The following is a 12,132-nucleotide window of genomic DNA, read 5'->3' as shown; positions in this document are numbered from 1 at the left end:
TCAGATCTCCTCAATCAATAAACGCGAGCCTTGGGCTCGATCTTGTGCGGATCGATGCCGTCGGCCAGAAGTTCGGTGTGAACCGGGCGATAGTCGAGCTTGACGTCGCCGGCTTCGTTGACCCAGGCCAGCGTGTGCTTGCGCCAATTGACGTCGTCGCGGCCGCCGAACGGTCCGTCGACATAGTCCTCGCGGGCATGCGAGCCGCGGCTTTCCTTGCGGGCTTCCGCGCCGTAAACCGTTGTGATCGCATTCGCCATCAGGTTATGCAGCTCCAGCGTTTCGACCAGATCGGAGTTCCAGATCAGCGAACGGTCGGTGACCTTGATATCCTGAAGGTCGCCCTTCCAGATTTCCGAAATGCGGCGGCAACCCGATTCCAGTGCTTCCTGCGTACGGAACACGGCGGCGTCTTCCTGCATGGCGCGCTGCATCTTGTCGCGAACGACGGCCGTCGGCGCCACGCCGGAGGCGTGACGCAGGCTGTCGAACCGGTCCATGATCTTGTCGCAGGCCGCCGTGTTGAGGGCGGGGATCGGCGCTGCCCGGTCGATGATCTGACCGGCGCGGATCGCTGCCGCACGGCCGAAGACCACGAGGTCGATCAGCGAGTTGGAACCGAGGCGGTTTGCGCCGTGAACGGAGGCGCAACCTGCTTCGCCAACGGCCATCAGGCCGGGAGCGATGCGTTCCGGATTGGAGCCGTCGGCGTTCAACACTTCGCCCCAGTAATTGGTCGGGATGCCGCCCATGTTGTAATGCACGGTCGGCAGGACCGGGATCGGCTCGCGGGTCACGTCGACGCCGGCGAAGATCTTCGCGCTTTCCGAAATGCCCGGCAGGCGTTCGTGCAGAACGGCGGGATCCAGGTGGTCGAGATGCAGGAAGATGTGATCCTTGTTCTTGCCGACGCCGCGGCCTTCCCGGATTTCCATCGTCATGCAGCGCGAAACGACGTCGCGGGATGCAAGATCCTTGGCCGACGGCGCATAGCGCTCCATGAAGCGCTCGCCTTCGGAGTTGACGAGGTAACCGCCCTCGCCGCGTGCGCCTTCGGTGATGAGACAGCCGGCGCCGTAGATGCCGGTCGGGTGGAACTGGACGAATTCCATGTCCTGAAGCGGCAGGCCGGCGCGGGCGATCATGCCGCCCCCGTCACCCGTGCAGGTGTGGGCCGAGGTTGCCGAGAAGTAGGCGCGGCCGTAGCCGCCGGTCGCCAGAACGACCATCTTGGCGGAGAAGCGGTGGATCGTGCCGTCGTCGAGGTTCCAGGCAACGACGCCCGTGCAGCGGCCGTCGTCGGACATGATCAGGTCGAGCGCAAAGTACTCGATGAAGAACTCCGCATTGTTCCTGAGCGACTGGCCGTAAAGCGTATGCAGGATGGCGTGGCCGGTACGGTCGGCAGCGGCGCAGGTGCGCTGCACCGGCGGGCCTTCGCCGTAGTTCTGCATGTGTCCGCCGAACGGACGCTGGTAGATCTTGCCTTCCTCGTTGCGCGAGAACGGCACGCCGTAATGCTCGAGCTCGTAGACGGCCTTCGGCGCTTCCATGGCGAGATACTGCATGGCGTCGACGTCGCCGAGCCAGTCGGACCCCTTGACGGTGTCGTAGAGGTGCCACTGCCAGCAGTCCGGCGTCATGTTCTGCAGCGAGGCGGCAATGCCGCCCTGGGCGGCAACAGTGTGCGAGCGGGTCGGGAAGACCTTGGTGATGCAGGCCGTCTTGAAGCCCTGCTCGGCCATGCCGAGCGTGGCGCGCAGGCCGGCGCCGCCGGCGCCGACGACGATCACGTCATAGGCGTGATCGACATAAGTGTAAGCCTTGCTATTCCGGGCGGGTGAACTGTTTTCAGCCATAACGCGGTTATCCTACGAATGCGATCTTCAGAATGGCGAAGAGACAGAGCGCGCCAATCAGAACCGCAAAGAATGTGTTGAGCATCAGAAGGGCGAGCTTCATCTTTTCGCCATGCACGTAGTCTTCGATGATCACCTGCATCCCGAGCTTCATGTGGATGATGCCGGAAATGATGACCAGCGCCATGACCACCGCGACGACCGGGTTGGCGAGAGCGCTCACCACCGTGGCGTAGTCCGCGCCGTTATAGGCGATCAGGAAGAAGATGAAGAACAGGAGCAGGGGCACGTTGGCGACGGCCGTCAGCCGCTGGCGCCAGAAATGTTCCGTACCGTCTTTCGCGGATCCGAGCCCGCGCACCTTGCCGAGTGGCGTACGCATGTCCATGAGCTTACTCCCTTACCGCGCGATGTAGCCGACGATCCAGATGAGGATGGTCAGACAGATGGAGGCAACGATCGTCGCCTTGGCGAGTTTCGTGGAAAAATGCTTTTCGAAGCCGTAGCCGAGGTCCCACATGAAATGGCGGAGGCCGCCGAGCATGTGATGCACCAGCGCCCAGGTGTAGCCGAAGAGGATCAGGCGGCCGATGAAGGAGCCGTAGATTGCATTGACCCAATCGAAATAGGCTTGGCCGGACGCCGCAGCGATCAGCCACCATGCGACGAGTATCGTGCCGAAATAGAGCGCGCCACCGGTGATGCGGTGAACGATCGACATGATCATGGTCGGGATTGGCTTGTAAATCTGCAGATGCGGCGACAGCGGCCGGTTGTTTGTCACATTCGCCATCGTGTCCTCATAAGGCGTTGGACGTGGCTTTAAGCACGTCTTTCCATCAAACGCACAACAATTGTGCATCGAATGTGCGTTGCACCAATTCCCTCGTTTAATAGCCGATTTACGTCGCGGCAAGTGCTGAGGACGACCAATTCGGCATTTAATCGATTATTTAAATCTGGGCGGCAGGGCCGCTGCGGCAAGGGACCGGCGAAAGCGCCGCCATAGGGCCGGCCATTGCCTTTCAACGGCTTCGCGATTAATCTTTCATTAACTTTTGTACTGAGTCAGAAAGAGGCCGCCATGATAGCGCGCATCGCCAAGTCACTCTCCCTCGCAACATTGATCCTTGCCGCCTGCGGGCTTGCCATGACGGCAACCGCCGGAGATTTCTCCCGTCACCGTCATTACGGCGACCGCGGCTGGGATCGCGATCATGGCCGCCACGACCGTGACAGGTATGACCGCGGCGACATAGGCTTCGACAACCCGCCCTTCATCGGCCCGAATGTTCCAATCCACATCAAGGGCAACGGCACCTATGCCGGCAGCATTTCGGTCGTCAGCTATCGCGGCAATGGCACCTACGCCTATCTTTCGCGCAGCGGACCGGGCGTCCAGACGATCGCGCCGCCACCGACGGCCAAGATCATCCATGTCTCACCGGACGTGGCTGCCGCCAATTGCTCCATGGAAGCAGGCGTCTGCGTCATCCGCCCCTAGTCGCCGAACCGCCAGACGACCGCGCGCTTGACCTCGCTGTCTTCCAGCGCACGGGTGACCGGCACTTCATAGACCTCAAGCGGCGTCAACCTATCCCGGGGGCAGTAAGCCCGTCCCGGGTCACCGGCAATGACGGTGATGCCCGATGCGGACAGTCGTTCGAACCAGGGAATGATGGCCGCGGCGAAGGCCTGATCGTAGAAGACGTCTCCCGCCAGCAGAAGGTCCGCTTCGATATCCTGCCCGATGATATCGGCTTTCGTGAACTCGAGCGTCACGCCGTTTGCCTCGGCATTCAGCGCCACCGCCGTCTCCACCCACGGATCGATATCGACCGCCAGCACGCTTGCGGCTCCCGCCATGCATGCCGCGATCGCCACCAGACCTGAGCCGGTGGCAAAGTCGACCACGCGCTTGCCTCTGACGGTCTCGGGGTGGTCGAGAACATAGCGGGCGAGCCCCTGCCCGCCGGCCCAGGCGAAGGCCCAGAACGGCGGCGGCAGGCCGATCTCCTGCAGCTCCTCCTCCGTCTTCAGCCACAGGTCATGCGCTTCATCCGCCAGATGCAGCCGGATTTCCGGCACATGCGGCGGCGCCATGACCGCGGTATTGTCCAGAATGAAGGCGCGCGGATCGGTACGCATTCAGCGCGGCGGATTGTCCAGCCCGCCCATGCGGCAGACTTCCAGATATTCGTCTTCCGTCACCGGCTGCACCGACAGGCGCATGGAGGTCACGAGCGACATTTCGCCAAGCTTCGGATTGGCCTTCACGTCCTTCAGGCTGACCGGCTTCGGGACGTCCTGCACGGCACGGATATCGACGCATTCCCAGCGTGGATCGTCTGTCGTCGAATCGGGATGGGCCAGCGCGCAGACCTCGGCGATGCCGACAACTTCGAGCCCCTCATTGGAGTGGTAGAAGAAGCCCTTGTCCCCGATCTTCATGGCCCGCATGTTGTTGCGCGCCTGGTAGTTGCGCACGCCGTCCCACTGCTCGCCCTTGTCGCCCTTGGCCTTCAGCATCTCCCAGGAGAACTTGAAGGGTTCGGATTTGAACAGCCAGTATGCCATGACGCCTCACGCCTCCGGATTGTTGAAGACCCAGTTATAGGGCTTGATCTCGACGCTTTCGAACAGGCCCGCCTTCGCATAGGGGTCGGCGGCAGAGATCTCGGCGGCGGCGGCCTTGTCGGCAGCCTCAACGATCACCAGGCTGCCGCACGGCTTGCCGTCCTCGCCGAGGAACGGGCCGGCGATCTTCAGCACACCCTTTTCATTCAACCCGTTGAGCCAGGCCAGGTGTTCCGGCCGGGTGTCCATGCGGACATTCAGGTGTCCGGGCTTGTCGGTGCAGAGAAAGGCAAACAGCATGTCTTGTCCTCGAAGTTTATTCGGTGGTGATGGGCCGCGTCATCAATTGCTCGATGGCGGCGGGAATATCGAGACGGCCGTCGATGATGGCCGCGACGGCTTCGGTGATCGGCATGTCTACGGAAAGCTCGCGCGACAGCCGGGAAGCCACCGATGCAGCGAACGCCCCTTCGACGAGCGTTCCATGGCCAGCATCCGCCATGTCGCCACGCCCGAGCGCAATACCGTAACGCAGGTTGCGCGACTGGTGCGACGTCGCCGTCAGCACCAGATCGCCGAGGCCGGAGAGACCGCGCACCGTGCCGGCCTCGCCGCCCTTGGCGGCGACCAGTCGCGACATTTCCGCAAGTCCGCGCGAGATCAGCGCCGCGCGAGCAGAATCACCAAGCCCGGCGCCTTCCACGATGCCGCAGGCGATCGCCAGCACGTTCTTCAATGCGCCGCCAAGCTGGACGCCGACCCGGTCGGACGCCGGATAGAGGCGGAAGGTCCGGCTCGAAAGGGCGACCGCGATCCGCTCCGCAGTCTCCATGCGAGCGGCGGCCAGCGCCATCGCCGTCGGCAACCCCTTGGCGATATCCGCGGCAAAACCCGGACCGGACAGAACGGCGATCTCCTGATCCGGCAGTTCCTCTTCCAGTACATCGGTCAGCAGATCGCCCGTATGCCGGTCGATGCCCTTGGCGCAGGTGACGACCGTTGCGGCGTGGGAAATGTTGAACCTGTAGAAGCGCGCGGCCTCGCGCTGCGCCTGCGACGGCATCGCGAACAGCACGATCTTTGCGTCGTGAATGACGTCTGGATCGGAGGAAAGCTCCAGATTATCCGGCAGGCGAATGCCCGGCAGGGACTTTTCATGGATGCGGCAAGATGCCAGCGAACGCATCAGCGATGCGTCGCGACCGACGAGGGTGACCTTCGCCCTGCCCTTCTGGGCAGCAACGGCGGCAAGCGCGGTGCCGAATGCGCCGGCGCCGATGACGGCAATCGTTTCGCTCATGCTTTCGCTCCCCGTTTGCCATGGCCGATCAGCGTCTCGGCATCCGCGTCCAGCGGCCAGCGCGACCGCGGCTGGACATCGAGCTGATCCGGCCCGAAGCCTGCCGCCATCCGCTCCAGTCCCGCCCAGGCGATCATTGCCGCGTTGTCGGTGCACAGCCGGTGCGGCGGCGCGATGAAACGGAAACCGTGTTCGCCGCAAAGCGCAAGCAGCGTCTCCCGCAGAGCTTTGTTTGCCGCAACGCCACCGGCAACCACGAGCGCCGGCGTCTCCGAAAGCCCGTGCATGGCTTCCTTGAAGCGTATGAGACCACGGCCGATGCGATCCTTCAGCGTGCGGGAAACCGCCTGCTGGAACGAGGCGCAGATATCGGCGATATCCTGGTCGGAGAGCGGCGCGATTTCGGTGGCGGCCTGGCGCACGGCTGTCTTCAATCCGGAGAACGAGAAATCGAGCCGCGCTTCACCCACCAGCGGCCGCGGCAGGGAGACGCGCTTCGGATCGCCGGTTTCGGCCGCCTTCTCGACGGCCGGCCCGCCCGGATAGGGCAATCCCAGAAGCTTCGCCGTCTTGTCGAACGCTTCGCCCAACGCATCGTCGATGGTCGTGCCCCAGCGCTCGTAGGCGCCGACGCCGCGCACCAGCACAAGCTGCGTGTGGCCACCGGAAACGAGCAGCATCAGATAGGGAAACGACAGGCCGTCGGTCAGCCGCGCCGTCAGCGCGTGTCCTTCCAGGTGATTGACCGCGTAAAGTGGCTTGCGTGCCGCCATGGCGATCGCCTTGCCGGTCATGAGCCCGACGATGAGCCCGCCGATCAGTCCGGGCCCTGAAGTCGCGGCAACGGCGTCTATGCCCTTGAGCGTGACGCCCGCCTGCCGCAGCGCCTCCTCGACCAGCGTGTCCATCGCCTCGACATGGGCGCGGGCAGCGATTTCCGGAACGACGCCGCCATAGGCCGAGTGCTCTTCCAGCTGGCTCAGCACGACGTCCGACAGGATCTCGCCCCTGCCGTCGGGATGGCGCAGAACCACCGCGGCAGCGGTCTCGTCACAGCTCGATTCGATCCCGAGAATGCACAAGGGGTCCGTCATTTGATCCGTTCGTTGATTGCGGTTTCATGCAAACATGGTTACGAAGCCTTCCGGTAACAACGGATCAGTGCGGATGCAAACAAAACCTTTCCGGATCGGCACGCGCGGCAGCCCGCTGGCGCTCGCACAGGCTCACGAGACCCGCGACCGGCTGATGGCTGCCCATGGCCTGACCGAAGACATGTTCGAGATCGTCGTGCTGTCGACCCAGGGCGACCGGGTGCAGGACCGGGCACTCGCCGAGATCGGAGGCAAGGGCCTTTTCACCTACGAACTCGAAGAGCAGCTTGCCGACGGCCGGCTCGATTTTGCCGTTCACTCGTCGAAGGACATGCCGACGGTTCTGCCGAGCGGCCTCTACATCTCCGCCTACCTGCCCCGCGAGGACATCCGCGACGCCTTCATCGGCCGCACCGCGCCGACGCTCATGGAACTGCCGCATGGGGCAACCGTCGGCTCATCGTCACTGCGCCGCCAGGCGCTGATCCGCCGGCTGCGTCCGGATATCTCCGTCGTCATCTTCCGCGGCGCGGTCGAGACCCGCCTGCGCAAGCTCGCCGAAGGCCAGGTCGACGCGACCCTGCTCGCCTATGCCGGCCTGAAGCGGCTCGGCAAGACGGACGTGCCGACGGCCCTGCTCGACCCGAAGGATTTCCCGCCGGCGCCGGCGCAGGGTGCGATCTGCATCGAAAGCCGTATCGGCGACGAGCGCACCGACGAGCTGCTGTCCGCCATCAATGACGGCCCGACATTCGACGCCGTGACGCTCGAGCGCGCCTTTCTAGCGACGCTCGATGGCTCCTGCCGCACGCCAATCGCCGGCTACACCGAATTCGACGGCGACCGGCTGAAGTTCTCCGGCACGATCCTGTCCCCGGACGGCACAAAGGTTCACGAGGTCACGATCGACGGCCAACGTGGCGATGCGCTGGCGCTGGGCGCCAGGGCGGGCGAAATCATCCGCGCCAAGGCCGGACCCGGTTTCTTCGAAGGCTGGAGCTGAGCCGATGCGGGTGGTCGTCACCCGTCCGGCCACCTCCGCCGAAGGCTCGGCGGCACGGCTTCGCGCCCTTGGCCACGAGCCCGTGTTTCTGCCGCTGACCCTGGCCGTCCACGAAGCCATCGACTGGAACGATATCCTTTGCGCCGAACCGGCGGCATTGGCCTCAACCAGCGCGGAAGCGATCCGTGCACTATCCGCCGCCGCGCCAATCCCCGAAAGCCTCCTTTCGATCCCGCTTTTCAGCGTCGGCCCGGCAACGTCGGCCGCGGCCAGGCAAGCCGGCTTCACCAAAATCATCGAGTCGCAGGGCAGCGGTCGTGAGCTCGCCATCCGGATCGAGCAAGAATGCCCGCCGACCTCGATCGATAATCCGCTCGTCTATCTTGCCGGAACGCCGAGGGCATCCGGGCTCGAGGCCGGGTTGGCCGAACACGGGATCGCCTTTCGCACCGTAGACGTCTACCGCATGGAAGACATCGCCTACGATCCGGCGACCGTTCGCCGCGCGCTCTTCGATCCGCCAGCCGATGTGGTTCTTCTCTACTCGCGTGCCAATGCCGAGCGCCTTCTCGCGCTGCCGCTTGATCCGGATGATCGCGAAGGGCTGCAATCGCTGCGGTTTGCCTGTCTCAGCCCCAATATCGCCGAAGCGCTGCCCGACACTCTGCGGGAAAGGGTCGCAATCGCGACAAACCCCGATGAAGACACGCTTTTTCGCCTCCTGGAGAAGCAAAAGTGATCAAGGGCCTTTTCATGGCCCGAGTCACTGACTAGTTTCTTTGCACTGCAAGAATGAAGAGGTAGTCATGGATCCGGAAAAGCCGGCACGCCGTTCCCGTCCCAAGAAGGACCCGGTAACGATCGATCTCGAAGCGGAGAAGGCGACGGAAGAGACGGCGTCTGCCGAAACATCCGAGCCGAAAGCCGACAGCGTGCCGGATGAGCCGCAGTCCGGAGCGCCGGAAGCATTTGCGGATGAGAAGCCGAGCGAAGCCAAGGCGGATGACCCGGTACCGGAGGCAACCTACACGGACGAGGCCGCCCGCGAGGCGATAGAAGAGCCGCCGACCGAAGGCCCCAAGCCGACGGAACCGGTGCATGCGGCGCCGAGCCGCGGCGGCGCTGGACTGCTTGCAGCCGGCATCGTCGGCGGCGTCGTCGCGTTGGCGCTCGCCGGCTCCATGCAATATGCCGGCTACCTGCCCTCCGCCTCCAAGCCGGCCGCATCGAGCGAACCGTCCTTCGACGCGAGCGGGCTGGAAACCGAGATCGCCAGCCTGAAGAGCCAGATTGCCGACCTGAAGGCCGCTCCGGCCGGCGGTACCGCCGATCCACAGCTTGAAACGCGCATTGCCGCTCTCGAGCAGGCCCAGCAGAACGCCGGCAGCGCGCAGCCATTCGACAGCTCCGCCCTCGAAAGCCAGATCGCCGGTCTCAACGATACGGTCGCGGCGTTGAAATCGGAACTCGCCAGGACGACCGAGGCCCAGACCGAAACGACGCAGGAAATTACCGACCGTCTGGCGACCGCGGAAAAGAAGATCGACGAACCCCGCAAGGATGTCAGCATGGCGCGCGCCGTCGCGGCCGCGACCCTGAAGACCGCAATCGACCGCGGCGGTCCGTTCCAGGCGGAACTTGCGACGCTCGAGGGCGTTGCTCCGGATAGCCAGCCCGTCAAGGACCTCGCGCCCTATGCCGCTATCGGCGTTCCGTCGCGCTCGGATCTCGCCCGGCAGTTCTCGCCGGTCGCCGACCGGATCATCGAGGCGGTCAATCAGCCGGCCGGCGACGAGAGCCTGACCGACCGGCTGCTGTCGAGCGCCAAGTCGCTGATCAAGGTCCGCCCCGTCGGCATGGTCGAAGGCGACAGCGTCGAGGCGATCGTCGCGCGGATGGAGGAAAAGCTGAAGAACGGCGACCTGAAGGGTGCGGCGATCGAATGGGAAAGCCTTCCGGACGCCGGCAAGCAGGCCTCAAGCGATTTCAAGGATACGCTCGACAAGCGCATCAAGGTCGAAGAACTCGCCGAAAGCATCATGACAAGTGCTGTAGCGGGCACAAACTAGGACAAGGGATCGCATGATACGTCTTTTGATATTCGCCCTTCTCGTCCTCGCGCTCGGTTACGGTTTCTCGTGGCTGGCCGACAGGCCCGGCGACATCTCCCTCGTCTGGGAGGGGCAGCTCTACGAGATGCAGTTGCAGGTCGCGGCCGTCCTGCTCGTGGTGGCCGTCGCGGCTGTCATGCTCGTCTGGTGGCTGCTGCGTTCGATCTGGACCTCGCCGCACCGCGTCACCCGCTTTTTCCGTGCTCGCAAGCGTGACCGCGGCTATCAGGCGCTGTCGACCGGCATGATTGCCGCCGGTGCCGGCAATGCGCTGCTGGCCCGCAAGATGAGCGCTCGCGCCCGCGGCCTGCTCAGGGTCGACCAGGAACCTCTGATCCAGCTCCTCGACGCCCAGGCGGCGATGATCGAGGGCAAGCATGACGAGGCCCGGCGCAAGTTCGAACAGATGGCCGAAGACCCGGAAACGGCGGAACTCGGCCTGCGCGGGCTTTATCTCGAGGCAAAGCGTCTCGGCGCCGACGAAGCGGCCCGCCAGTATGCGGAACGCGCCGTGGAAAAGGCACCCTATCTCCCCTGGGCCGCGCAAGCCGCCCTGGAGACACGCTGTCAGCTCGGCAACTGGGACAATGCGCTGACCATGGTCGACCAGCAGAAGGTCGCCAAGATCCTGACCAAGGAAGAAGCCAGGCGCAAACGCGCCGCCTTGCTGACCGCCCGCGCCAACGACCGGCTGGAAGGTGACCCGAAGGGTGCCCGCGAGGACGCCATGGAGGCGCTGAGGCTTGAGCCGGAATTCGTGCCGGCGGCGATTGCGGCCGGCAAGGCCTATCTGCGCGAAGACAACCTGCGCAAGGCGGCAAGCGTTCTGGAACAGGCCTGGAAGCTCAATCCCCATCCCCAGATCGCCGACGTCTACATCAATGCGCGGGGCGGCACGTCCGCCGTCGACCGACTGAAGCGCGCCGAAAAGCTGGAAAGCCTGAAGCCGAACAACCTCGAAGGCCTGATCGTCACCGCCCATGCGGCGCTCGACGCCAAGGAGTTCTCGCTAGCACGCCAGAAAGCCGAGGCGGCGATGCGGATGGAGGCCCGCGAGGGCATCTGCCTGCTGCTGGCCGACATCGAGGACGCCGAGACCGGCGATCAGGGTCGTGTGCGCTACTGGATGAATGCGGCGCTACGCGCGCCGCGCGACCCGGCCTGGATCGCCGACGGCTTCGTTTCGGAGAAATGGCTGCCGGTTTCGCCGGTGACCGGCAAGCTCGACGCGTTCGAGTGGAAGGCACCGTTTACGCAGATGCCGGGAGCAATCGAGAATTCCAGTTCCCTGCCGCCGCTGCCGCCGCTGGAAAACAAGGCCCCTGCCCCAGCACCGGAACCAGTAGCCGAGGCACGTGTCGAGACCACAGCCACCATCATCGAGGCGGACCTTGCAAAGCCCGTTGCAAAGCCGCCAGAGGAACCGGTGGAGGCGAAGAAGGCAGAGCCTGTTGCCGAGGTCCGCAAGGTCGAACCCGTCAAGCCGAAGCCGGTCACCGAGACCGTCGCGGCAAAGCCGACAAAAAACAGGGAAGAGGAGCAATCCAGGGGGATCGAGGATCCGTTCTTCGGGCGTCCGCCGGACGATCCGGGCGTGAAGGATCCAAGCAAGGAGACGGAACCAAAAACCCGCCTGCGCCTTTTTTAAGGGTCGCCACCCCAAGGTCAGGCCAAACTGGATAGCCCCATGCTGGAAAGAATTCAGACTTTCTTCCAAAGTCTCAACATTGCCCGCCCGTCGTCCGAATTCTCCCCGGACGATCCGAAGATCGCCATCGTCGCCCTCTGCCTCCAGGTCATGGAGGCGGATGGCAGAGTGGAGGCTTCCGAGAAGGCCAAGCTGCGCTCGGTTCTCAAGTCGCATTTCGATCTCGACGACGGCCGGATAGACGATCTGGTGAAAGCCGCCCGCAACGTCGAAAGCGAGGCGGTGGACTATTACCGCTTCACCTCGTCGATCAAGTGGGCCCTCGATGAGGAGCAGCGCATCGAGCTGATCGGCATCCTCTGGGATATCGCCTATGCGGACGGCGAACGCAGCGAGCTCGAAGACAACGCCATCTGGCGGATCGCCGAACTGCTGGGCATTTCCGGCCGTGATCGGATCATCATGCGCCAGCAGGCGCAGGCGCGCACGCTGGCCGACACACCGACATCTGAGGGCTCGTCCGAAGGTTGATCTTCCTCG

General features: G+C 64.1%; 14 protein-coding genes. 6 read left to right on the top strand and 8 right to left on the bottom strand.

Annotated elements, in window-relative coordinates:
• Window positions 1–14 precede the first annotated feature (14 nt).
• The 3 genes from sdhA to sdhC are packed head-to-tail and all read right to left on the bottom strand — an operon-like array spanning window position 15 to window position 2,652.
• On the bottom strand, window positions 15–1,859 hold the full coding sequence (gene sdhA / locus ACU5AY_RS01140; protein ID WP_446827666.1) for a succinate dehydrogenase flavoprotein subunit: 1,845 nt from the start codon (window positions 1,857–1,859) through the stop codon (window positions 15–17).
• 7 nt (window positions 1,860–1,866) lie between these two features.
• On the bottom strand, window positions 1,867–2,247 hold the full coding sequence (gene sdhD, locus ACU5AY_RS01135; protein ID WP_446823005.1) for a succinate dehydrogenase, hydrophobic membrane anchor protein: 381 nt from the start codon (window positions 2,245–2,247) through the stop codon (window positions 1,867–1,869).
• A gap of 12 nt (window positions 2,248–2,259) precedes the next feature.
• On the bottom strand, window positions 2,260–2,652 hold the full coding sequence (gene sdhC, locus ACU5AY_RS01130; RefSeq protein WP_446827665.1) for a succinate dehydrogenase, cytochrome b556 subunit: 393 nt from the start codon (window positions 2,650–2,652) through the stop codon (window positions 2,260–2,262).
• A gap of 291 nt (window positions 2,653–2,943) precedes the next feature.
• Here sdhC and ACU5AY_RS01125 point away from each other — a divergent pair, with 291 nt between their 5' ends.
• On the top strand, window positions 2,944–3,363 hold the full coding sequence (locus ACU5AY_RS01125) for a hypothetical protein (protein WP_446827664.1): 420 nt from the start codon (window positions 2,944–2,946) through the stop codon (window positions 3,361–3,363).
• On the opposite strand, the gene ACU5AY_RS01120 is transcribed toward ACU5AY_RS01125, so the two are convergent.
• Genes ACU5AY_RS01120 through tsaD form a run of 5 tightly spaced genes read right to left on the bottom strand, consistent with a single transcriptional unit; the run spans window position 3,360 to window position 6,830 of the window.
• Window positions 3,360–4,007 carry a class I SAM-dependent methyltransferase gene (locus tag ACU5AY_RS01120; protein ID WP_446827663.1) on the bottom strand — a complete coding sequence of 216 codons (648 nt, stop codon included), beginning with the start codon at window positions 4,005–4,007 and terminating at the stop codon, window positions 3,360–3,362. The two genes, ACU5AY_RS01125 and ACU5AY_RS01120, sit on opposite strands and share 4 nt — an antisense overlap.
• The gene (locus ACU5AY_RS01115) at window positions 4,008–4,436 is read right to left on the bottom strand and encodes an EVE domain-containing protein (protein WP_446823001.1); all 429 of its coding nucleotides are present in this window, start codon (window positions 4,434–4,436) and stop codon (window positions 4,008–4,010) included.
• Between the two features lie 6 nt (window positions 4,437–4,442).
• Window positions 4,443–4,736, bottom strand: a complete 294-nt coding sequence (locus tag ACU5AY_RS01110; protein WP_446823000.1) for a YciI-like protein — start codon at window positions 4,734–4,736, stop codon at window positions 4,443–4,445.
• Between the two features lie 16 nt (window positions 4,737–4,752).
• Entirely contained in the window at window positions 4,753–5,736 is a 984-nt protein-coding gene (locus tag ACU5AY_RS01105) for an NAD(P)H-dependent glycerol-3-phosphate dehydrogenase (RefSeq protein WP_446827662.1), read from the bottom strand.
• On the bottom strand, window positions 5,733–6,830 hold the full coding sequence (tsaD, locus tag ACU5AY_RS01100) for a tRNA (adenosine(37)-N6)-threonylcarbamoyltransferase complex transferase subunit TsaD (protein ID WP_446827661.1): 1,098 nt from the start codon (window positions 6,828–6,830) through the stop codon (window positions 5,733–5,735). The genes ACU5AY_RS01105 and tsaD overlap by 4 nt, the downstream gene beginning before the upstream one ends.
• Window positions 6,831–6,903: 73 nt before the next feature.
• Between tsaD and hemC the strand changes: the two genes are divergently transcribed.
• The 5 genes from hemC to ACU5AY_RS01075 all read left to right on the top strand — a co-directional run bounded on the left by hemC (window position 6,904) and on the right by ACU5AY_RS01075 (window position 12,123).
• Window positions 6,904–7,833 carry a hydroxymethylbilane synthase gene (gene hemC, locus ACU5AY_RS01095; RefSeq protein ID WP_446827660.1) on the top strand — a complete coding sequence of 310 codons (930 nt, stop codon included), beginning with the start codon at window positions 6,904–6,906 and terminating at the stop codon, window positions 7,831–7,833.
• A gap of 4 nt (window positions 7,834–7,837) precedes the next feature.
• On the top strand, window positions 7,838–8,572 hold the full coding sequence (locus tag ACU5AY_RS01090; protein ID WP_446827659.1) for a uroporphyrinogen-III synthase: 735 nt from the start codon (window positions 7,838–7,840) through the stop codon (window positions 8,570–8,572).
• 67 nt (window positions 8,573–8,639) lie between these two features.
• Window positions 8,640–9,902: a mitofilin family membrane protein gene (locus ACU5AY_RS01085; RefSeq protein ID WP_446827658.1), complete on the top strand. Its 1,263-nt coding sequence runs from the start codon at window positions 8,640–8,642 to the stop codon at window positions 9,900–9,902.
• Window positions 9,903–9,915: 13 nt separating this feature from the next.
• The gene (locus ACU5AY_RS01080) at window positions 9,916–11,592 is read left to right on the top strand and encodes a heme biosynthesis HemY N-terminal domain-containing protein (protein ID WP_446827657.1); all 1,677 of its coding nucleotides are present in this window, start codon (window positions 9,916–9,918) and stop codon (window positions 11,590–11,592) included.
• 39 nt (window positions 11,593–11,631) lie between these two features.
• Window positions 11,632–12,123, top strand: a complete 492-nt coding sequence (locus ACU5AY_RS01075) for a tellurite resistance TerB family protein (protein WP_446827656.1) — start codon at window positions 11,632–11,634, stop codon at window positions 12,121–12,123.
• Window positions 12,124–12,132: the final 9 nt, after the last annotated feature.

Source organism: Rhizobium sp. PAMB 3174 (assembly GCF_052908375.1).
The sequence above is the reverse complement of the archived record's forward strand: the minus strand, read 5'-3'. Positions and strand labels throughout refer to the sequence as shown.